Origin of the sequence: Rhodopirellula sp. MGV (genome assembly GCF_002251265.1) — a bacterium.
In the GTDB taxonomy this organism is placed as follows: Bacteria; Planctomycetota; Planctomycetia; order Pirellulales; family Pirellulaceae; genus Stieleria; species Stieleria baltica_A.
The window spans coordinates 13,225-34,420 of the sequence record NZ_NPDI01000027.1 but is presented as its reverse complement, the minus strand read 5'-3'; the positions used below and the strand labels follow the sequence as shown (position 1 = coordinate 34,420).

Sequence of the window (21,196 nt, the reverse complement as noted above, 5' to 3'; positions counted from 1 at the left end):
CTGCGAGTTTCACGGTCATTAGTCGGCATGATGCCTTTGGTGTACCCGCCCGCCATTCGAATGGAGACCTGCAACCGTGGCTCGAATACTTGTCCTTCTGACGATCGTCGCCCTTCAAGTTTCGCCTACCTTTGCCGAGGACGCACCAGAAAAATACACCCTGCGTTACTCGCTTCAGACGGGACAACGGCTGAACTACGAAGTCACGCACGTGGCCAAAACTAAAACACGACTGCAAGGCCAAGAAGAGGTTTCGCAGGTCCATACGGTCAGCCGTCGCTACTGGGATGTGACAAAAGGCGACGACAACGACATGACATTCGATCACGTGGTCGATTCGGTCGAAATGACTCAGCAGCAAGGCGAACAAGAAGAGATTCGCTGGTCGAGCACTTCGGGTGATGAAGCACCGGTTCAGTTTTCGAAAGTTGCCGAGCAGATCGGAAAGACGTTGTCGACCATTTCGGTCAACGCACGTGGACAAGAAACCGCTCGCGAAGACAACGGCGGCAGTAAAGCATCACTGGGAATGGGATCGTTGACCTTGGCGCTTCCCGAAGAGCCAATTGCCATCGGCGAATCTTGGTCGATCCCACGTGAGATCAAAGCCCGCACCGACGACGGCTTGGTCAAGCCGATCAAAATTCGCGAACTGTACACACTCGAAAAGGTCAAGGCTGGCGTCGCGACGCTTTCGATTCGAAGTGAACTGCTGACACCGATCAAAGAAGAGTCAGTACGTGCACAAGTCGTTCAGCAGTTGAGCAATGGGACGATCAAGTTCGATCTCGATGCCGGTCACATGATCAGCAAGGAACTGACTTGGGACGAGACCGTTGTCGGATTCCAAGGGGCGAATAGCTTGATGGAGTACCGTGCTCGAATGAACGAAGAATTGCTCGACGACGTGCCACGTACTGCACGTCGTTAATCACAAGCTTTTCTAATCGTTTTTCGGTTGCCAGAAGCCGCTTAGGATCCCGCCGCTTTTTCGTGGTGGGATCTTTGCCGTTGCCGGTTGAGCTTGTGTCTTGTCATGCCCCAGTCGCTTGGTCCAACTGGAAAACCGTTGGACGAACGACGGCGAAGCCGGTTCGGTTTGATCAGCGATTGCCGGTGTCGTCGGCGACAAGCGTGTTGCGACACGCTCCGGTTCAGGTACATCGCTCTCTGTAATGCCAAACTGATCTGCCATGCCTGCAAACAAAGGCTCTGTCGTTTCTGACGGATCGCTTTCTACATTTGCCGCAGATGCAGATGGCATCGCATCCGATTTGCTCGTCCTCGCGATAGGCAGCGGCTGAGCGTGTTCGTTCAAATGAACCACGTCAGCAATTTGCATGTCATCAACGACCTTGGCGACCTTCGTCTGTGCGTCGGTCGCATGTTGCAAAGCAGGCTCGGGGCGAAGTTCAACAGCGCTGACCGATTGCGACCGGATCACTTCCGCTAGGTTGTTCTCCCTCGGAACAAACGGCTCCAGTTCCTCGCGAAACGCATCGGGTGGGACCGAAAGGTGACTGCCGATTTGATCAATCGCCATCATCCCGAAACCGTTGGCATTCGCTGTTGAACGCGCATCGAATGTGGGATCATTGCCTTCGGAAAGCAACTCCACCACTTCGTCAATATCGTCGACGGTGCGTTCTGGCAGCTCTGGTTGCCGAACAACGAGGGCGCCAGCGAGCGGTTGATGATGGGGGTCGACAGGAATTTTCAGCTGATTGTCGTCGACATGAAATTGGTGCAGCTTCGGTGGCGCGTCGACGACCATTGGGTTGCGACGGACGACTCCCGTCGGGGATTCTTCCGGCGTGATCGTGGCAGTACGCTGTGCGACTTGAAACGACGGCGTCGAGTGTCGCAACTGCGTGGGGCGATGATCGTATTGATGCAGCTCGACGAAGCGATTGATCCGTGTGACACCCGCTATGTCGCTGTTAACCGGTTTTTCGGCGACGTCCTGCAGACTGGACGTTGCCGGTGCGGGAGACAGCAGAGGACGTAGTGCTTTGGCACCCGTTTCCTGCATCCCGGATTCGACCGGTGCTGCCGCTGCGCAGTGGCCAGACGCGACGGCGAGAGCCAGAGCGAGCACATACCGCGACTGTCGATTGATGAGGGTTTTTTCCGCCATGGACGCTTCCTTGCGTGATTTCATGAGTCGAGCGTGATCATTAAATCATTGATGCATTCATTTGCGTCGACATTGCGCGAGACGTCGCCGAACGTCATCTATCTGGTTTGATGGCAAAATCGAATCAAGCCATCGGGGAATAGACGTAATCGTCGGCAAGCGAACGAGCTGGCGATTCCGAACAGAAGCTCACTTGGGCACAACCGTCAAACTTTGCCTGATGAGAGCGGTTTCGATTAGAACGCCCGGTGGTCGGCATCACTAGGCATCCGCCAGTCCCCGCGTGGCGACAAGCTTACAGAGCCGACCTTGGGGCCGTCGGGGACACAGTTCCGTTTGAACTGGTTGCGAAAAAAACGCACGGCGAATTGGTCCAACGTCGACTCGATCGTTTTTGCGTCATAGGTCGAATCGAAGGTCGCCTGCTTGGCCAGGTAGAGCACTTTCTCGCGATCGAACCCGTTGCGGACAAACTGATACAGAAAGAAATCGTGCAGCTCGTAGGCCCCAATCGATGCCTCTGTATTTTGTCGGATCGAACCGTCAGGGCCGGGGGGCAGCAATTCTGGGGAGATCGGTGTGTCCGCAATTCGGTGAAGCAGCTCTGTCGTTTCGCCGGTGAAGTGATGGTCTGCCGCAAAGCGGACCAGGAACCGTACCAGCGTTTTGGGGATCGATGTGTTGACGTTGTACATCGACATGTGATCGGCGTTGTACGTTGACCAGCCGAGTGCCTGTTCGCTCATGTCGCCGGTGCCAAGCACAAAGCCACGATTCATCAGCAGCATCGTACGAATTCGGGCTTGAACGTTTTCAAACGTCAGATCGGCTGCGTCGTCAGGCATTTGATTGAGCTGCGTTTGCAACGACTCCACCGTCGTTTGGTCGTCGATGGTGATTCCTAGCGGCGAGTGCCCGAGCGAGCGGAACGTGTCCAAACACAACTGCCGGATCTCGATGCATTCACCAGTGATCCCGGTTTGTTCGATCAGCAGATCGGCACTGGTTTTGGTGTGCTTGGTGGTGCCAAAACCGGGCATCGTGATCCCGATGATGCTGCTGCGTGGCCACTTCGCGGCGTCGACCGCATGAAGTGCGACGAGTAATGCCAGCGTGCTATCGAGTCCCCCGGAGATGCCGATCGCAAGTGGCGTTGATGGCGACAAGCAGGACAGTCGCTTGACCAAACCCGCCGACTGAACCGCAAAAATCTCTGCACAGCGGTCGGACAGTTCCTCTGACTTTGACGGCACAAATGGATGCGCATCGACATGTCGCTTCAGAGTTGCCGGCGCGGTTCGCTCGGCAAGCTTTTGCAGATGGACATGGCGGAACGTGCGTACGGTGTGGTCGATCGCGTCATCGAATGAACCGACGACGCGGCGATCGTGGGCAAGACGTTGCAGGTCCAGGTCGCAGCATATCTCGGTTTGATTGACATAGGCGGGGCTCTGCCCATCGCCGATGCGTCGCGATTGTCCGACCAGGCTTCCGTTCTCGGCAATCAAGCAGTGACCACCAAACACGAGATCCGAGGTTGATTCGCCGGGGCCAGCGGACGCATACACATATCCCGCGATGCAGCGACCCGATTGTGATCGAACAAGGTCGCGCCGCCATTCGGCTTTGCCAATCGTTTCATTCGAAGCCGACAGATTGATCAGGACATTGGCACCGGCGACGGCTTGGTATCCGCTCGGCGGGAGCGGCGTCCAAAGGTCCTCGCAGATTTCGATCCCCAGAACCGCTTCGCCGAAGTGGAAGATCAGATCGCTGCCGAAGGGAACGGGTTGGCCTCCGAAGTGGACTTCATTTGGATCACCAGGGCTGGAGGCGCGAAAGTGTCTGCCTTCATAAAACTCGCGATAGGTCGGCAAAAACGATTTGGGAACGAACCCGATGATGGTGCCTTGATGAATCACTGCCGCGACATTCATCAAAGAGTCCTGCACCCTCAATGGCGTACCGACGACGATGGCGGCGGGAGATTTCCGGCTGCGGTCGGCAAGAAGTTGCAGTTGTCGTTCGGCGGCGTCGAGCAGCCATTTGCATCCGAACAGATCCCCGCAGGTGTAACCGGTGAGGGCGAGTTCCGGGAAAACGATCAAGTCGGACTTTGCCGATTCGATGATCGAAACCATCGCGTCAACGTTTTCTTGAGGGTTTCCGACGGTCACCGACGGTGCCGCAGCGAGGACGCGGAAAATCCCGTGTTCGAATACTTCGGTGTCGTGATGCAAGTCGTCGCGATAGATGGGGGGAACGTTAATTTGGTGGCACAATCGACGACATTGTAGTGTGCCCCCTTCGGCCCGACGACTTCCCATCAGCTATAATCTTGGACCGTCGCGGCCATGACGGAACGGTCGTGACCCCACGAATTCGAGTGATACCCCACCACCAAGAAACAGAACATGACTAGATTTTTGACTGCATCGTTGGCAATGATGTTCACCGCCTCGATCGCAATGGCTCACTGCCAAGTTCCTTGCGGGATTTACGGCGACCAAATGCGTTTCGAGCAAATGCTTGAAGACGAGCACACCATTTCGAAGGCGCAACTGGAGATCAACAAGATCGCCGACGGAAGCCTGAAAGAGGCGCAAGCGATCAACCAAGCGGCCCGTTGGGTTTCCACCAAAGAAGATCACGCGACCAAGATCCAAAACACCATCGCCGCTTACTTCATGGCTCAGCGAATCAAAGCTGACGGCGACAACTACACCAAGAAACTGACCGCCGCCCATGGCGTCATGGTTGCCGCAATGAAGTGCAAACAATCCGCTGATCCCGCGACCGCGAAGGCACTGGAAAAAGCGATTTTCGATTTTTATCGTGCTTACGAAGGCAAAGAGCCTGACTTCGAGCACACTCACTAGTCGCGACCATCACGCTGTTGGCGTGATGGTGCAACAATGACGGCCGCGATCGTTGCGACGCGGCCAGTGTTTACTTAGTTCCACGTCGCGTCGTCTTTGCCAGACAGATGCTGTTGCAGAAAACTGGCACGACGCGCGTGACGTTCGGCGGTCCCCAGAATTCGGCCTTGCAGTTTTTGCAAGTGCGCCGACTGGGACTGCAAGAACAGTTGGTTGATGATCTTGACGTTTGGCTTTTCGATCAGCCCCATGCTGATGCCCAAGCGGATCTTTGAAAGATGGTGCATCGTTTCTTCGCTGCTGATCTTTCGCGCCGTGCTGAGGATCCCCATCGCGCGGCTGACTTCGTCGTGCAAGTCATCTCGGTTGTTCTTTAGCAAGGCTTCGCGGGCTTTGCGTTCGTACTCAATGATCCGCGGTGCGACTTCTTTGCCGACCAAGTCCAGTAATTCTGCTTCGGTGTAACCGAGAGTGACTTGGTTGCTGACTTGGTAAAAATCGCCGGTGTATTGCGAGCCTTCACCGTACAAGCCACGCACGGTGACGTTGATGCGTTGCATGCTGCGAAAGACTCGATCCATCTGTTCGGTGATGACCAACGCGGGCAGGTGCAGCATCACGCTGACTCGCAATCCGGTCCCGACATTGGTTGGGCACGCTGTCAGGTAGCCATAGCGTGGATGAAACGCATACAGCATGACTTCTTCGAGCATGTCATCGATGCGGTTGACCTGTTTCCAGGTGTTTTCGACGTCCAGACCGCTGCGCATGACTTGGATGCGCAGGTGGTCTTCTTCGTTGATCATCACGCTATAGCCTTCGCTGGCATCAAACGCGACGGCGCGTGAGCCTTCGGATTCGGCGATTTCGCGGCTGATCAGTTGCCGCTCGACGAGCAGTTGTCGGTCGATTTCCGAAAGCGGTTCCAGATCGACGTATTGGGCCGATTCCCAAAGGCGGTCGGCGATCGTTTCCATGCGCGCGCGGACAGTCCGTTCGATGCTCAATCGGTCATCGTCGCTACAGCGTCGGATAAATGGAAAATCGGCTAGGTTGCGGGCCAGTCGAACACGCGTGCTGATCACGATGTCCGATTCGGGGCCTTCGCCTCGCATCCATTCACCGGTGTAGCGTGCGAGCTGTTGAAAGTCAGCATCACGTTTCACGATTGGTCGTCCGTATCAGAGTGGGGTGGCTGCATCGGGGCGGCCATGGATTTCAATTCGTCGCGTATTTCGGATGCGCGTTCGTAGTCTTCTTGTTTGATCGCTTCGTCCATCTCGCTGCGTAATTTGATCATTCTCGCGAGCGAGTCCGCTGTGCCGGCGGAACGGTGTGGGCTTTTGCCAAGGTGCTCGGTTCGGTCGTGAACGTTGACCAACAGCGGCCGCAGGTCGGATTCGAAGTGGGTGTAATCGTAAGGGCAGCCCAATCGTCCGCTGTTGCGAAATTCTTTGAACGTGATCCCACAGACAGGGCATTCTTTTTGGTCGAGTTCTTCGAGGTCGTCGCCGCTCTGTTCCAGCTGCTTGGCGAGTGCTGTGGCGATGGCGGCCATCGGCGAGCTTGCCCCTTTGTGAAGAAAGCCTTTGGCGTGTTCTTCGCAGAGATGCATCACCTGAGGGCCGGTCGGTTCGGTCAGTTCGGTGATGTGAAAGGTCGCCGGTTTTTCACAAAATTGGCACTTCATGGTCTGCTACCGGGTCTGTCGCAACGATTGCCGGCGGCATCAAACGCCGGCGTCCAAGCATTAAATGGCGGAGCCTTCTCCGCCCGCAGGTTCGATTGAACCGAGTTGGCAACTGTCGAGTTGGTCGACCGGTCGCGACTCGGGGAGAGAAGCAGAGCGGGACTTGAAACCCGCTTGAATTCGTGATCCGCCTCGTTCGATTCTATCGCTCGCCTAATCCAAAACCAACCCAGTACCAATTGTCGGGGTGCCATGTGTCACAACATCAGCCCTGTCGGTGGGAATCCTTGGAATCACCTTCGGGGAAATCGCTCGTTGTCGTGACCAGGCTTTCGCAATCATGCTCGCCAACGGTTGCTAGCGAATCCAGCCTTGCCGGTTGCGGACGAACCTTTTGTCCGGGTGGGGCGTCTTCCGCACGTCAGCCCCCTACACGTCGGCCGCCTCGGCGACGACACTAGCGGCTATTCATCGGAAAAAAATCCGAAAAACGAGGCAAGTTTGCGTGTATTACACGCTGACAAAACCCTCAACCGATCGAGTCCATTCCAGTCGTCCCGCAACTGTTTTCATCTGTCGATGCATCACCCTACCCCCAACGCGTTTGCTGCACTGGCGACGGAATATGATTTTGTCCCCGTTTACCGTCGATTGCTCAGCGACGCGCTGACCCCGGTCACGGCCTTTCGTCGATTGGATTCGTCTTCAAAAACTGGGGGCGGCGGCGCGTGCTTGTTCGAAAGTGTGATCGGTGGCGAAAAGGTTGGCCGATACAGCTTCTTGGCGGCGGACCCGATCTTGCGTTTTGCGGCTACCCGACAAAAGGTCAGCGTCACGGATCTGCAACAGGCCAAGGTGGTTCAGGAGTTTGACGACCCCGATCCGCTCAATGCGTTCCGCAAGTACCTCGACAAGACCGTCGCGCAGCTGGATGAATTGCCTCCGTTTGTTGGTGGGGCGATCGGCTATGCGGGCTACGACGTCGTGCGTTACGTCGAAGACCTGCCCAACGCACCGGAAGACGACCGCGGGATCCCGGACCTAGACTTTGCGTTTTATCACACAGTGTGTGTGTTCGATCATGTCGACAAGACAATCACCGTGGTGACGCTTGCCGATTGTCGTGGTATCGAGAAAGCGGCGGATGCCGAGAGCACTTACCAAGAGGCCGCCAGCCAAGTCGACGAAACGATCGACCGATTGATGGGAACCGGTGGCGGACAATTCTTGCCGGCCGCATGGGACGAATCGGTCTGGCGTCAGGCGGCGAAAGAAAGCCCCTTGGAAATCACATCGAATTTCACCCGCGAAACCTTTGGCGATGCCGTTCGCCAATGTGTCGAATACATCCGCGCCGGCGATATCTTTCAAGTCGTTCCCAGCCAGCGGTTGTCTGTCAAAACCGATGTCGATCCGCTCGAAATCTATCGTTCACTGCGAGTCGTTAATCCCAGCCCGTTCATGTTCTATTTGCGAACCGGTGACTGCGTGTTGGTCGGCTGCTCGCCAGAGATCATGTGCCGTGTCGAAGACCAAGTTGTGACCGTGCGGCCGCTTGCCGGCACACGTAAACGCGGCCAGACCGAAAAGGAAGACAAAGCACTCGAACGTGAGTTGCTGGCCGATCCGAAAGAGCGTGCCGAGCACGTCATGCTGGTCGACTTGGGACGAAACGATGTGGGGCGCGTTGCCGAATTTGGAACGATCGACCTGACCGAAATCATGGTCGTCGAACGTTACAGCCACGTGATGCACATCAGCAGCGAAGTCCAAGGGAAACTGCGTGAAGGCCTCGATGCGTTCGATGCACTGAAAGCCGCTTTGCCCGCCGGAACGGTTTCGGGTGCACCAAAAGTTCGCGCGATGGAGATCATCGACCAAATCGAACCACACCGCCGTGGCCCGTATGCCGGTGCCGTCGGCTGGGTCGACTACCGTGGGAACATGGATACCTGCATCGCACTGCGTACGATGGTGATCAAGGATGGCACGGTCTATGTCCAAGCCGGATGCGGCGTGGTAGCTGACAGCGATCCGGACGCCGAGTACGACGAAACAATGAACAAGGCCCGTGCGCTGATCACGGCGATCGAATTGACCGTCCAGCGTTTAGGCGATCGCTGAAACAAGCGGAGTTCCGCTCGTAGAACGAGCCAGTAGGGGCAAGTTGCCACCGATGCGGATCGTGCCGGGTGGGAAACGCCATTTGCGTGGGCCACCGTCGCTGGGTTCGCCAATCAGACAGCATTCGGGAGGCGCCTTCGAGGATCATCTGCTCGATGGTGTCGGCTTCGGTGAAAGTTATTCAAACAGCTCCCGTTGATCTGGAGCATCGCTCCGATATGCCTGTTGCGGGTGGTTTGGGTCATCTGGGTAAGTCCGTTTCAGCAGCCCTTTCTCAACCATCGGTCGAATGTAGCTTTTCAGAACACGGTCCTGGTTGCGTTGCAAGAGTTCAGCAATGTCACGTCCTGTTAGCTCCCGATCTCGGCACAGGCTTAAAATCACGTTTTGCATCTTCGCAGGGGGCAGTCGTTTATTCTCGCGAGCAGGCGACGCAATCTTTAGCAATGCTGGGTCCTGACCGGGCGGGCATCCCGATTCAACGGAGGCTTCGGTTGCGCCCGGAGTACTCTCGCTTGCGCCCGGACCCGACCTCACTGCGCCCGGAGTTGCGCCCGAACCTTCCGGACCATTTGAAGGCGTCGGACCATGACGAAGGCGTTCTGACCAACTGTAAGTTGCTCCGCGTCCATGGCCGTCCCGCTCCAACAGGTCTCGTCCAACCAGGTTCTTCTGCAATTTGGTTAAGTCCGAGGGATGACGTTCGGTCAGCGATTGCAGCCGGAAATTGGAGACGGAACCTTCGATATCAGCGGTCACCAAGGCCTGAACTTCTTCAGCGTTCAGGCTTTGCAGCTCGTCTCCGATAATCCCACGCAGCTTTTGGACTGCGGCATCTGGCAACAGACTGACCATCGGCATCGTCACGGTCACGCGGTCAGGTTGAAACTGTTCACTTAAAGTGGGTAAACGCCAGCGAACGCTTTTCCAACCTTCACGAATCTTGTCAATTCCCGATCCGGCTTTTTCACCAAGACCGATCAAGGTGAACATGGTTTGCAGCGTTTCGTTGCGGCATTCACTCACGCTGCCACGAATCAGCTGCTCAAAGGAGACCAGAAGGTTTCCGGGGTCCGAGAACTCCAACCGATCGAAATGATGTTCCATCACGATCCCGCCCTGGCCGCGATAGTCAGCGTGTATTAGGCAGTTCACCATCGCTTCGCGAATTGCTTCATGAACCAGCGTGTCATCGCGACGCACAATCACCGCATTGCCAAGTTGCGGGTCCGGTTCCTTTTGGTAACCAAAAGGAATTTTCAAACCTTCCGTCAAACGTGGGTACACACGAAAGAAAAACTGAAACAGGTTGGCGTTCCAAGTCCCGTCCTGCCAGACGCGATCGACCCACCGTACGCTCGGGTCTTCGCTGCGACGATCTCGATAGTCGAGTTGAAATCGAATGCCCGCTGCCGGGTCCTTGATCGCTTCTTCTTTTCCGAACATCAGCAAGCCAGCGACGGTCAATCCTTCGTCGCCACTATCGCGATCTTTTCGGATGCCGCCAATTTTTCGAAGAAACCCGGATACATCTTCGTTGAGCCAGGGATGGGTTTCATCGCGTGATCGAAATCGGTTTCGATAAGCCTGCAAAGACTCAATGTGAATGTCGTCCATGCTGAACTTTGACAGGACGCGTGAATCGGCCGAGTGTTCTTCGGCGTCCGAAAGCATCCGACGCACTTCGGCGTCATCACAGCGATAATCTCCTTCGTGGTATCGACGATAAGTGCCGACCAGCGGATTAGGCCCCAGGAAGACAGGCCGTTGATGCCGATCGGCGCGAGGCACTTCAATGATCAGTACATCGCTACCTTCAACGGGCACAACGCGGACACAATCGTTCCGCAGCAGGTTATGACTAACGTGGGCCTTGTTGTTGACGTTGTTCCAAAAGTCCTGCCGAATCTTTTCGGCGTTTTCAAGTCCCTGAATCTCGAACCGATTGCCGCTTCGTTGCTTTACACCGAGAACAATCACGCCCCCATCGGTATTGGCGAACGCGCTGTAAGTCTCCCACAAGGATTTTGGGACACCACCGCGAGCCGACTTAAACTCGATCTCGTGGTCTTCCCCCCAGCGTCAACGCATCAAGCAGACGATCAGTATCCACAGCCACCTCCGCAGGCGAGTGCTTCGTTCGGGCGAACCAGTCCGTCGTTTTGGACGGCCAGCGGAATGGCTCTGAGCTCGTAGACACAAGTGTCGGAGCGATCGGGCTGAGCGGCGATTTCCGGATTGGCCAGCACCACATCGAACTGTCGCAGCCGATCGCCCCCTACCAACTTCGGATCAGTGAGCGTATCGCCGCAAACGTATTCGAAATCCTCGACGCCGTGCAGAAAGCAGTTCATGCGGGCAATGGCCGACTCCAACTTCCGCATGGCGTCCTGAATCGCCTTGCCGACGTACCTGCCAGTTTCCCTCACGACGTTCCGGTGGGCGTCCTCGGGGATCACGAAGCAATGGTTCTCGGCAAACGAGGCGTAGTCTTCATCGCCATTCGACTCAGCCAACGCGAGGGTGTACTCTTCGTCGTACACATCACACATGCGTTTGAAGAAGAGTAGCGGAAAGATGTACGTCTTGTAATCTGCAGCGTCGACCGGCCCGCGAATGATGTTCGCGAACTCCCCAAGGTGAATGCACAGCGTTTGGAGTTCGAGGTCGTTGTCAGTCACGGATATCGATTGCTAAGTTTTTGGTGTTGTCGGCTTTGTCTGTTCGTCGATCGTTGGCACTTCGTCGAGTTGGGCTTGCATGGCGTTGCCAATGTTTCGTTGAGTGAAGTCATTGCCCCCAAGACACGTTTAGTCATGAGGGGGGATTGTCCGCGTTGCTCGCAGTTGTTGTCAATTAGTGGCAAGGCAACAAGAATGGCCGGCCGCCTTTCGACGGTCGGTGGTGAATCATACGAGGAGCGGTAGTGGCGTTTACGGTTCGAGCAGGCGGTCTTCGATTTTCGACAAGCGTTCCTGGAGGAGGGTTGCCCATCGTTTCGGAGGGCTCAAACTTTGTTCGTAGGTCGCTCAAAGTTTTTACATAACTTGAAGCAGAATCATTTGTGGCGCACGCTCTCAGCTCGGAGAGCTGAGCGACAATGTCGCTCGGTTCTCCGAACCGAAGGCGCCTTGAGCAGCCACGTTGCCCAGTTGTCCCCACATTACTTGAAGCGGGATCAGTTGTGGGGCACGCTATCAGCTCGGAGAGCTGAGCGACAATGATTCCGTGAACGGTTACTGCTAGTTCGTGCTGGGCTTCGTTGAGCTGCTCGATGAACTTGTCGTACTCGGCGATCAACTCGTGGTCTTCGCAGGTTTGCCGCAAGTCGGCGAGTTCTTTGGTCCGGACGGGTGTTTTCCCGTCAAACATCTCGCGAACCGTTGCCGCGACTTTCTCCGGTTCGCTCAAAGGTCGGTCCTGATCCGTTTCGGTGAAGGCAAGCAGCTACCGCATCGTTTTGGTCACACCGTATTCTCGGGCAAGCGTTGAGTTTCGTCTCGTAAACTCCGCTACAATGACGGCTTGTCCGTCTCTCACCGATCCTGCCCGGAGTTTTACGATGCGGCCAGCCCGTTTGCCGTTCCCTTTGAGGGACTCGTTTGTTGCGTTGGTGGCGTTTGGTCTGACGTTCGTAAACGCAGTCCGGGCCGCCGAGAATCCAGCGGACTCGATCGAACAGGCCGCCGCCGTGTTGGCGAAAGCCGACGTGCGAGCCGGTTTCTTTGTCGTGCTCGACAAGCAGGATCCCGAGTTTGCCAAGGCTCTCGGACGCAGCGATTCGGCACAGGTCCAGGTGTTGCTGAACGACGAAGCAGCGGTTGACCAAATGCGCCGGTTGATCCGAACTGGCGGTGACTATGGCGACGTGTCGGTCGATCGCTTCCCCGGCGAACAGCTTCCCTATGTCGATAACATGGTCAATCTGTTGGTCGCCGAGTCGATGGCCGGTGTGACGATGGACGAAGTCATGCGGGTGCTGGTTCCCAATGGCGTCGCGCTGGTCAAGCAAGGTGACCAATGGGAACGGCATACCAAGCCACGCCCTGACAACATTGATGAGTGGACTCACTACCTGCATGACCCGACCGGCAATTCGGTCGCCCACGATGATGTCGTCGCACCACCGCGTCACCTGCAGTGGGTCGGCAGTCCCCGATGGTCGCGGCACCACGACCGGATGGCCAGTATGAGCGCGCTCGTTTCCGCTGGCGGGCGAATGTTCTACATCATGGATGAAGGCAGCCGAATTTCGATTCAATTGCCTTCGAAATGGAAACTGATCGCACGCGACGCATTCAACGGCAGTGTGCTGTGGAAAAAAGATATCGCGACGTGGCAATCACATTTGTGGCCACTCAAGAGCGGCCCCAGCCAATTGGCACGTCGGTTGGTCTGTACCGACGACCGTGTTTACGCGACGCTCGGATACAACGATCCGCTGGTGGCACTCGATGCCGAAACTGGTGAAGTCTTGCAAGAGTACGCCGACAGTGACGCGACCGAAGAAATCATCTCCACAGGTGATCTGCTGTTTTTGGTCGTCCGCAAAGGCGAGGCAGAACTGCAACACTACGCACCGCTGTTCGGGACCACCGGTGACCAAGCCCGTTCACGAAGCATCTTTTGGAACGAAGAGCCACGAATCTTGATGGCCTTTGATGCGGCCAGCGGTGAGCGTCTGTGGTCAACGAAAACGGTGGTTTCGCCATTGTCGCTGTCGGCAAAGGACGGCAACGTGTTCTTTCACGACGGGGAGCAGATCGTTTGTTTGAATCAGCGCAGCGGTGAACGTGTTTGGGATAGCGAACCTGTCACACGACGTGATTCGTTTACGTTCAACTTTGGACCACGATTGGTGCTGCATGACGATGTCGTGTTGTATGCCGGTGGCGATGGCAAGTTGATCAGCTTGAACGCCAAGAGCGGCGAACGGCTTTGGGATGCCGATTTCCCCAACAGCGGCTATCAATCCCCGCAGGACTTGATGGTTGTCAACGGATTGGTCTGGCTGGCACCGCTGACCAGTGGCAAGGACTCGGGCGTCTATACCGGGCGTGATCCGAAGACCGGCGAAGTCAAAAAGTCATTTGCTCCCGATGTCGATACCTACTGGTTCCACCACCGTTGCTACATCGCCAAAGGCACCGATAACTTTTTGATGCCGTCGCGAACCGGGATCGAGTTTGTCAATCCTGACCAAGAACACTGGGACATTCACCACTGGGTGCGCGGCGGTTGTTTGTATGGCGTGCTGCCGTGCAACGGTTTGACCTATGCACCGCCGCACAACTGTGCGTGTTATCCCGAAGCGAAGCTGTATGGGTTCAACGCTTTGGCACCCGTCGCGCCGACGCGTCCGATCCCAAGCGAAGTTCCCGAGGAAGGACGTCTATACAAAGGCGAGGCTTACGGCACTGCGCTACAGTCTGCTGATCTTGCGGCTGCGGATGCCGCCAACCGTGATGATTGGCCGACCTACCGACACGATTCCAATCGCAGCGGCACGACTGGCCGAACGATCGAGCCGAATCTGGAAACCAAATGGCGAGTCAACTTCGGCGGACGTTTAACATCACCGGTGATCGCCGATGGCAAAGTGTACGTCGCGCAAATCGATGAACACACCTTGCACGCGATCGATGAAAACGACGGCCAAACGATCTGGTCCTTCACCGCCGGCGCACGGATCGATTCCCCGCCGACAGTGTCTCGCGGACGAGTCGTCTTCGGATGTGCTGACGGTCGAGTCTATTGTTTGACCGACGAAGGTGATTTGATTTGGCGCTATCGGGCTGCACCACTCGATCGTCGTGCAATGGCATACGAACAACTCGAGTCACTATGGCCGGTCCATGGCAGCGTGTTGATCCACGACGGATCGGTGTACTGTGTCGCGGGACGTTCGATTTTTATTGACGGTGGATTGCGTTTGATCAAATTGGATCTCAGCACCGGCGAGCAACAGTTCGAGCGGATCCTGGACGAGACCAACCCAGAAACCGGGAACAACATCCAAGAACGTTTGCAGATTTTGCAGATGCCTGTCGGACTGCCAGACATCTTGTCCACCGACGGACGGCACTTGTATATGAAGTCGCAAAAGTTTGACTTCGATGGGAACCGTTTGGAAATCGGTCCCAACTCCGGTGACTTCGCCACTCAAGCTTCGAAACAACGCGGCGAAGACGCACACATCTTTGCCCCGATGGGTTTCTTGGATGACACCTGGTTCCATCGATCTTATTGGGTGATGGGACAGAGCTTTGCCGGTGGACACGGTGGCTATTATCAAGCCGGTCGATTTGCACCCTCAGGCCGAATCCTGGTCAAAGGCAACGGGTACGTGTACGGCTATGGCCGCAAGCCACAGTACTTGCGCTGGACGACGGTGCTGGAGCACCAGTTGTTTGCCGCGGAACAAAACCCACCCGAAATCCCCGAAGACTTTGGACGAAAACAAGGTGGCGGGGCGAGTGTCCCGTCGGCATCGTTCCCGAAAACGGCCAGCCTGAATCCCGAAGGCAAACCGATCACCGTCGAAGCTTGGGTGACCACCGTGCGTCCCCAAGGAGTCGTGATCGCACGCGGGGGACCGACCGAAGGGTTCGCGATCGCGCTGAAAGGCGGCAAGCCAGAATTTCACGTGCGTGTCAAAAAGGCGTTGACGACGATCACCGCTCCGAAGCGGATCATTGGTGGTTGGCACCATTTGGTTGGTGTGTTGGAATCGGATGGCAAGATGAAGCTTTACGTTGATGGTGAACGCGTTTCCGAAGGCGACGCCGGCGGAACCCTGGCCAGCGATCCTGCCCAGGGATTGGACGTTGGGGCTGACAGCATGTCTGCAGTCGGCGATTACGAATCACCCAGCCAGTTTGCCGGCGTGATCGATGAAGTGCGTTTGTACTTTTCGGCGGCGACCGACGAGCAGATCAGTCGTCGTTATGAAACCGGCAACGAGATTTCACCCGACGCGGTTCTCGCGGTCAGCTTTGATGACGGCACCGCTCGCGACCACAGCTTGCATCGCAACAGCGGCACCGTCGATGGTGGCAAAGTCGTTGACGGAAAGTTCGGCAAAGGGATCCAGTTCCCTGCCGCTAGGAACAATCGTCAACAAGCAGCCGGCAACGCACGCCAAGGCAACAGCTTGGTCGATCCAAAGTGGGCAAAAGAAGTACCGATCTATGTCCGTGGAATGGTGTTGGCCGGGAACAAATTGTTTATCGTCGGCCCTCGCGATTCGATCAACGAAGAAGAGACGTTCAAGCAGCTGAGCGAAAGCGATCCGCAAGTTCAACAACTTCTTGCCGATCAAGACAAAATCCTGATGGGTGATGAAGGTGCAAAACTGCTAGCGGTCAACATCGACACCGGCAAGATCGAACAGAACTTGCCGATCGAGTCGCTGCCCAGTTGGGACGGATTGGCAGGAGCGGGCGGTCAGTTGTTTTTGTCCACAACCGACGGTGGCGTGATGTGTTTTGCGAGCCCCAAATCGACAGCCGAGAAGCAATGATGCAATTGAACCATCGTCGTTCCGTTCGTTGGGCAACTAATCGAGTCGCGATCGTTGCCATTGCCTTGATCGGCAATTTTGTTTCGTCGGCCAGTGCTTGCAACATTCCGGTGTTCCGTTACGCACTCGAACGGTGGCAGCCCGATAACGTCGAAATCATTGTGTTTGGTGCCGGTGGCCACACGGATGCATCCGCGTCACCGCTTCAGCGTTTGCAGCAGTTGTCACAGGGGCCGAATGCGTCTTTAAACGCCAAAATCGTTCAGCTGGATCCGTCCGATTCATTGCCGCAGCCCTACGCGGGAGTTTGGGCCAAAGTCAAAGACGATGTGACCGAACTGCCGTATGTGGTGGTGCAAACCAAAGTCGGGCAAGGACGTGTCGCAACGCATCTGCAAGGAAGCCTTGGTGAGATTGATCTGAATCGAGTCATTGAATCGCCCGCTCGGAACGAGCTCCAACAACGATTGCTGGCCGGGCACAGCATTGTGTGGTTGATGATTCGGTCGAAGGATGCCGCTAAGAACGCCTTGGCAAAAGACATGCTTGAGAAAGCATTCAAGACGCTTGAGTCCGAAGTCGAAATTCCGGAGGGCGTCGGATTGCCGGGGTCGGAGTTGTATGCCGATGTACCGCTCGTCGTTCGTTTCAGTATTTTGGAAATCGATCCGGATGACGAACAGGAACAGTTTCTGTTGGATCTGTTGACCGGGATCCGCAGCGACGCGACTGGTCAAAGCGAGCCGCTTTTGGTGCCGGTGTTCGGTCGCGGTCGAGCGCTGGAGGTTTTGGCCGCTGATCAGACGACACCGACAATGATTCAGGAACTGACAAAGTTCCTAGCCGGTGCATGCTCCTGTCAGGTGAAGGAACAAAACCCAGGGTTTGACCTGATGATCCGTTGTGATTGGGAAGGCGAATTGTTCGGCGGGTTTGAAAATCGGCCTCCGGATCGGTCCGCCGAAGAAGGGCTCAATCGGCAACCGACGTTGGTGCCGATTCCACCAGGACGCAAAAAGTAACCGTCTGATGAATCGAACCTACCTTTGGATGCTCGGCTCGGGGTTGCTGGTTGCCGGATTGGTCTATGTCATGGGCAATTCCGGCGGCAGCCTCGCTTCGCGACAAACCGAATCTGAGAACGGGCACAATGCGTCGGTGATGTTGTTCTGTGCCGCAAGCAACCGAGCGGTGATGGAATCGGTCCGCCAACGCTACCAAGACGAATACGGCGTCGAAGTCGAAGTCCAATACGGACCTTCGCAAACGTTGCTTTCGTCGATCGAAGTTGCCGGGCAAGGCGATTTGTTCTTGCCGGCTGACGATAGCTATCTGGAATTGGCAGATGAAAAAGGGCTTGTTGCCGAGACGCTTCCGCTCGCGAAAATGCGTGCGGTGGTTGTCGTCGCAAAAGACAACCCGAAAGGGATTCGTTCGATCGAGGATTTGCAACGCGAAGACATTCGATTGGTATTAGCGAATCCAGAAACCGCGGCGATCGGCAAGGTCACCAAACGCGTGCTGCAGTCACAAGGCCTTTGGGCAGGTCTCGAATCAAAAGCGGCTACGTTACGAGCGACCGTTAACGAAGTCGCCAGCGATGTCGCGATCGGTGCCGCCGATGCGGGAATCGTTTACGACGCTGTCTTAAAAACGTTCGAAGACGTCGATTACGTCGTGATCGACGAACTCAGCGATGCTGCCTCTGACATTGCGATTGGCGTGATTGGATCGTCGAAGCAGCCCGCCGCCGCATTGCACTTCGCACGCTATGTCACCGCCCGAGATCGCGGATTGCAGGAATATGGCAAGTTCGGCTTTACTGTTGATGGCGGTGACCGGTGGGCCGACACGCCGGAGCTGTCCGTGTTTGCCGGTTCGATGTTGCGGCCTGCGATCGAAGAGACGATTCAAGCGTTCGAACAGCGTGAAGGCGTCAAAGTGAATCGAGTTTATAACGGTTGTGGCATCCTGGTTGCGCAGATGAAAGCGGGACAAAAGCCAGATGCCTACTTCGCTTGTGACTTAGAGTTCATGAATCAAGTTCACGATCTCTTTCCCGAGCCAGTTCCGGTCAGCAACAACGAATTGGTAATCATGGTGCAGAAGGGAAATCCGAAGAACATTCACTCGCTAAAGGATTTGTCTCGCGAAGGTTTGCGTGTCGGAATTGGCCATGAAAAGCAATGTGCAATGGGATGGATCACGCAAAATACCTTCCGCGAAGGTGGTGTCACGGCCGAAGTCATGCCCAACGTGACGGTGCAAACGCCGACCGGTGACATGTTGGTCAATCAATTGCAAACCGGATCATTAGACGCGGCAGTCGCCTACCTGAGCAACGCTGCCGGGGCATCCGAGTTCTTGGATGCGATCCGCATCGAAGGGATCGAGTGCAGTATTGCGACGCAGCCCTGGGCCGTGTCAAAGGAATCGGAGTACCCACAGTTGGCCAGTCGCCTGTTTCGCAAAATTTCTAGTGCCGATTCACGCGATATCTTTGCCGCTGAAGGGTTCCGTTGGCGATTGGATTCGGCTGGTCCATGAGTTCGACGGAAACAAAGGTCCCCAGTCATCAACGACGGAACCGGCAAAGAAGCGATGCGCCGTTCTTTTTCGTGATGGGGGGAATCTCGGCGACATTCATCACGCTGATTGTCTTGTTGTTGGTTGCCGATTTGCGATTCACGTCGCTATCGGATTTTCATGCCGCACTAGTCAAGCCGGAGATCCAAGCGGCAATGCGATTGACGATCGCCAGTTGCACCGTTGCGGCGATTCTGTCCCTTTGGGTTGCGGTACCGCTTGGGTATCTACTCAGCCGCTATCGATTCCCGCTTCGTTGGCTGATCGACACGATCGTCGACATCCCGATTGTGCTGCCCCCATTGGTCTTGGGGCTCAGTCTGCTGATTCTGTTTCATCAAAAAATTGGCGACTGGCAACTCGAGAGTTTTCTTGGTGATCTTGGTTTTTCGGTGACGTACCGTTGGCCGGCGGTGGTGCTGGCGCAATTCTCGGTCGCTTGTGCCTTTGCGGTCCGAACGATGCGGGTGACGTTTGACCAAATCGATCCACGGACCGAGGACGTCGCCCGAACGCTCGGTTGCACTCGCGGTCAAGCATTCATGAACGTGACGCTACCGCAAGCACGCAGGGGCATGATCGCCGCGACGACGATTGCTTGGGCAAGGTCGCTGGGCGAGTTCGGTCCGATCTTGGTGTTTGCCGGTGCGACGCGGATGCGGACCGAAGTGCTCTCGACGACCGTCTTTTTGGAATTGAGTGTCGGCGAGCTCGACTCGGCGGTCGCGGTCTCATTGCTGATGGTCGCGATGGCAATCGTCGTGTTGTTGATTTTGCGTTTGCTGGGCACAGGTTTGAACACGTGATTGAATTGAAGAATGTCGCAATCACTGCGGGCGGATTTCAGCTAGAACGCATCGAATTGACCGTGCCCACTGGAGCGTATGCTGTCTTGATGGGGCGAACCGGTCGCGGAAAAACGACATTGCTAGAAGCTATCTGCGGCTTGCGGAAAATCAGTTCCGGGCAGATCCTGATCGACGGTACCGATGTGACTTCATGGGCACCAGGGGACCGTGAAGTCGGCTATGTACCGCAAGACCTCGCGCTGTTTCCAACCTTGAATGTTGCCGAGCATCTCGCGTTCGCGCTCAAGTTACGTCGCTGGGGTGTCAAACAGATCAACGATCGGATCGAAGAGTTGGCGACGGTGCTTGGCATCGAATCATTGCTGAATCGTGGCGTCGCGAACTTGAGCGGCGGCGAGTCACAGCGGGTCGCCTTGGGCCGGGCGTTATCGTTTCGCCCGACGGTCCTGCTGCTTGATGAACCGCTCAGTGCGCTCGATGAAACGACCCGTGGTGAGATCCAAACACTGTTGTTGCGACTGAAGCAGTCGGTGACAATTTTACATGTCACTCACAATCGCGAAGAAGCGATGGTGCTGGGGGATCATCACTTTCGATTGGACGATGGACGCTTAATCGAGGCCGTGCTTGAACACTAACTCAGATTGCCACAGACTTTGCAATCGGGGCGGCGTTCGAACTTCAGCTTTCGAAAGCTCATGTCGCGAAGGTCCATTTTCAGCAATCGACCTTGCAAGGTTTCGCCGATGCCCGAGATCGTTTTGATCGCTTCCATTGCGGCCATGCATGCGATGGTGCCGGAGACGGCGCCGAAGACTGGGAATTGACGTTTCCAAGTCGGCGGGGCTTCAGGATTCAGACAGGCCAGACAACCGGTTTGGCCGGGAACGATGGATGTGATTTGAGCTTCCAGTTCGTACATCGCGCATTCGACCAAGGGAATGCCAAGTGCGACGGCTTGGCGGTTCATCGCGAACCGTTCCGGAAACAGCGGAGCGCAATCGACGATCAGGTCAGCCTGTTGTGCGAGTTCGGCGGCGTTGTCTTCGCTCACGTTTTCGGCCAATGTGACCAATTCCAATCGCGGATTCAGTTCCAGTAATCTGCGTTTGACGGATTCGATCCGTGGTTTACCGATCCAGTCATGCGTCATTAGCAGCTGCCGGTTCAGATCGCTCGGTTTGACGTTGCCCGCGTGGGCGAGGACCATTTTGCCGACACCAGCGGCGGCAAGCTCATACGCGACGACACTGCCGACGCCGCCGACACGGCTGATCATCACCGATGCCGATTTGAGGCGTTGTTGGCCCACTTCGCCAAAGTCGTCGACCCACATTTGCCACTCGTAAGTGGCCCGTTCTTCGTCGGTGAGCGGTGGCAACTGTGTCATGGATTCGCTAACAAGTTCTGACGGGTGTGTTGTTGAAGCAACACTGTAACGGGTCAGAC

Annotated in this window: 15 protein-coding genes; 8 read left to right on the top strand and 7 right to left on the bottom strand. The window is 56.0% G+C overall.

The window, feature by feature from the left end; genetic code table 11:
- Positions 1-76: 76 nt before the first annotated feature.
- The gene (locus tag CGZ80_RS08450; protein ID WP_198953655.1) at positions 77-931 is read left to right on the top strand and encodes a DUF6263 family protein; all 855 of its coding nucleotides are present in this window, start codon (positions 77-79) and stop codon (positions 929-931) included.
- Between the two features lie 12 nt (positions 932-943).
- Here the strand turns inward: CGZ80_RS08450 and CGZ80_RS08445 are convergent, their stop codons facing one another.
- A complete protein-coding gene (locus CGZ80_RS08445; RefSeq protein ID WP_143543805.1) occupies positions 944-2,137 on the bottom strand; it encodes a hypothetical protein in 1,194 nt (397 codons plus the stop codon).
- A gap of 236 nt (positions 2,138-2,373) precedes the next feature.
- Positions 2,374-4,464: an NAD(+) synthase gene (locus tag CGZ80_RS08440; protein WP_094413302.1), complete on the bottom strand. Its 2,091-nt coding sequence runs from the start codon at positions 4,462-4,464 to the stop codon at positions 2,374-2,376.
- Between the two features lie 87 nt (positions 4,465-4,551).
- Here CGZ80_RS08440 and CGZ80_RS08435 point away from each other — a divergent pair, with 87 nt between their 5' ends.
- A complete protein-coding gene (locus CGZ80_RS08435) occupies positions 4,552-5,016 on the top strand; it encodes a superoxide dismutase [Ni] (RefSeq protein ID WP_094413300.1) in 465 nt (154 codons plus the stop codon).
- A gap of 74 nt (positions 5,017-5,090) precedes the next feature.
- Here the strand turns inward: CGZ80_RS08435 and CGZ80_RS08430 are convergent, their stop codons facing one another.
- Both CGZ80_RS08430 and CGZ80_RS08425 read right to left on the bottom strand, forming a co-directional pair.
- Positions 5,091-6,182, bottom strand: coding sequence for a protein arginine kinase (locus CGZ80_RS08430; protein WP_233148306.1), 1,092 nt, complete (start codon positions 6,180-6,182; stop codon positions 5,091-5,093).
- Positions 6,179-6,706 carry a UvrB/UvrC motif-containing protein gene (locus CGZ80_RS08425; protein WP_094413298.1) on the bottom strand — a complete coding sequence of 176 codons (528 nt, stop codon included), beginning with the start codon at positions 6,704-6,706 and terminating at the stop codon, positions 6,179-6,181. The genes CGZ80_RS08430 and CGZ80_RS08425 overlap by 4 nt, the downstream gene beginning before the upstream one ends.
- Positions 6,707-7,285: 579 nt before the next feature.
- Here CGZ80_RS08425 and trpE point away from each other — a divergent pair.
- The gene (trpE, locus tag CGZ80_RS08420) at positions 7,286-8,830 is read left to right on the top strand and encodes an anthranilate synthase component I (RefSeq protein WP_094413538.1); all 1,545 of its coding nucleotides are present in this window, start codon (positions 7,286-7,288) and stop codon (positions 8,828-8,830) included.
- 177 nt (positions 8,831-9,007) lie between these two features.
- On the opposite strand, the gene CGZ80_RS08415 is transcribed toward trpE, so the two are convergent.
- Together CGZ80_RS08415 and CGZ80_RS08410 are read right to left on the bottom strand one after the other, a co-directional pair.
- Positions 9,008-10,891, bottom strand: coding sequence for an RNA-binding domain-containing protein (locus CGZ80_RS08415; protein WP_255407702.1), 1,884 nt, complete (start codon positions 10,889-10,891; stop codon positions 9,008-9,010).
- Positions 10,892-10,932: 41 nt separating this feature from the next.
- Positions 10,933-11,511 (bottom strand): type I restriction-modification system subunit M N-terminal domain-containing protein, encoded by a 579-nt coding sequence (locus tag CGZ80_RS08410; protein WP_233148305.1) that lies wholly within the window; start codon positions 11,509-11,511, stop codon positions 10,933-10,935.
- Positions 11,512-12,392: 881 nt separating this feature from the next.
- On the opposite strand from CGZ80_RS08410, the gene CGZ80_RS08400 reads away from it, so the two are divergent.
- The 5 genes from CGZ80_RS08400 to CGZ80_RS08380 are packed head-to-tail and all read left to right on the top strand — an operon-like array spanning position 12,393 to position 20,385.
- Complete coding sequence (locus CGZ80_RS08400; RefSeq protein ID WP_158222609.1) at positions 12,393-16,352, top strand: PQQ-binding-like beta-propeller repeat protein; 3,960 nt, start codon at positions 12,393-12,395, stop codon at positions 16,350-16,352.
- Positions 16,349-17,374 carry a hypothetical protein gene (locus CGZ80_RS08395; RefSeq protein WP_094413290.1) on the top strand — a complete coding sequence of 342 codons (1,026 nt, stop codon included), beginning with the start codon at positions 16,349-16,351 and terminating at the stop codon, positions 17,372-17,374. Before CGZ80_RS08400 ends, CGZ80_RS08395 begins: the two co-directional genes overlap by 4 nt.
- A 7-nt stretch (positions 17,375-17,381) precedes the next feature.
- On the top strand, positions 17,382-18,899 hold the full coding sequence (gene modA / locus CGZ80_RS08390; RefSeq protein WP_094413288.1) for a molybdate ABC transporter substrate-binding protein: 1,518 nt from the start codon (positions 17,382-17,384) through the stop codon (positions 18,897-18,899).
- Positions 18,896-19,744 (top strand): ABC transporter permease, encoded by an 849-nt coding sequence (locus tag CGZ80_RS08385; RefSeq protein ID WP_198953654.1) that lies wholly within the window; start codon positions 18,896-18,898, stop codon positions 19,742-19,744. The genes modA and CGZ80_RS08385 overlap by 4 nt, the downstream gene beginning before the upstream one ends.
- Positions 19,741-20,385, top strand: a complete 645-nt coding sequence (locus CGZ80_RS08380) for an ABC transporter ATP-binding protein (protein WP_094413286.1) — start codon at positions 19,741-19,743, stop codon at positions 20,383-20,385. Before CGZ80_RS08385 ends, CGZ80_RS08380 begins: the two co-directional genes overlap by 4 nt.
- On the opposite strand, the gene CGZ80_RS08375 is transcribed toward CGZ80_RS08380, so the two are convergent.
- Positions 20,382-21,137, bottom strand: coding sequence for a HesA/MoeB/ThiF family protein (locus CGZ80_RS08375; protein ID WP_094413284.1), 756 nt, complete (start codon positions 21,135-21,137; stop codon positions 20,382-20,384). The two genes, CGZ80_RS08380 and CGZ80_RS08375, sit on opposite strands and share 4 nt — an antisense overlap.
- Positions 21,138-21,196 lie beyond the last annotated feature (59 nt).

What these genes read in the sequence shown, in the direction of transcription:
- CGZ80_RS08445 (WP_143543805.1), bottom strand. Translation starts at nt 2,137, where the DNA reads ATGGCGGAAAAAACCCTCATCAATCGACAGTCGCGGTATGTGCTCGCT.
- CGZ80_RS08440 (WP_094413302.1), bottom strand. Translation starts at nt 4,464, where the DNA reads ATGGGAAGTCGTCGGGCCGAAGGGGGCACACTACAATGTCGTCGATTG.
- CGZ80_RS08435 (WP_094413300.1), top strand. Translation starts at nt 4,552, where the DNA reads ATGACTAGATTTTTGACTGCATCGTTGGCAATGATGTTCACCGCCTCG.
- CGZ80_RS08425 (WP_094413298.1), bottom strand. Translation starts at nt 6,706, where the DNA reads ATGAAGTGCCAATTTTGTGAAAAACCGGCGACCTTTCACATCACCGAA.
- trpE (WP_094413538.1), top strand. Translation starts at nt 7,286, where the DNA reads ATGCATCACCCTACCCCCAACGCGTTTGCTGCACTGGCGACGGAATAT.
- CGZ80_RS08400 (WP_158222609.1), top strand. Translation starts at nt 12,393, where the DNA reads ATGCGGCCAGCCCGTTTGCCGTTCCCTTTGAGGGACTCGTTTGTTGCG.
- CGZ80_RS08395 (WP_094413290.1), top strand. Translation starts at nt 16,349, where the DNA reads ATGATGCAATTGAACCATCGTCGTTCCGTTCGTTGGGCAACTAATCGA.
- modA (WP_094413288.1), top strand. Translation starts at nt 17,382, where the DNA reads ATGAATCGAACCTACCTTTGGATGCTCGGCTCGGGGTTGCTGGTTGCC.
- CGZ80_RS08385 (WP_198953654.1), top strand. Translation starts at nt 18,896, where the DNA reads ATGAGTTCGACGGAAACAAAGGTCCCCAGTCATCAACGACGGAACCGG.
- CGZ80_RS08375 (WP_094413284.1), bottom strand. Translation starts at nt 21,137, where the DNA reads ATGACACAGTTGCCACCGCTCACCGACGAAGAACGGGCCACTTACGAG.